Raw genomic sequence first — 403 nt, 5'->3', positions numbered from 1 at the left:
CCCATCTTTTTGGTGAGATGGAGGGCTATTTTTTTCATATTTTGACAGGCGGCTGTCATAAAAGCCTGCTCTTGGACAGACTTCACCCCTCGAAATCGAGCGTATCGATAGCCATGAAGTTCTTTCGCATCGGCAAAACTCCGTTCAATGCTTGAACAACGAAGTCGATATAATTGTTTTCCTTCTATTGTTCGCTTATTTTGGCGCGTCATTTCTTTATAACCTTCCCAAATATGTCGCGTAATCGTACGTTGTTTTTGTTTGGAAGACATACAATCTGAACGAAGAGGACAAACTTCACAATCACTTTTCTTTGATTTATAGTGACGATATCCATCACGGTCGGTTGTGGAATAGGAAAGAATACATCCCATTGGACAGGCATATATATCCTTTTCCTCTA

At 40.4% G+C, this 403-nt stretch carries 1 protein-coding gene; it reads right to left on the bottom strand.

Annotation, left to right across the window (positions count from 1 at the left end):
* The coding region (locus K9V48_RS30270; protein WP_224142361.1) for a transposase at positions 1-403 on the bottom strand (403 nt) is incomplete at both ends.

The sequence above is a fragment of the Metabacillus rhizolycopersici genome, from assembly GCF_020075705.1.
The sequence above is the reverse complement of the archived record's forward strand: the minus strand, read 5'-3'. Positions and strand labels throughout refer to the sequence as shown.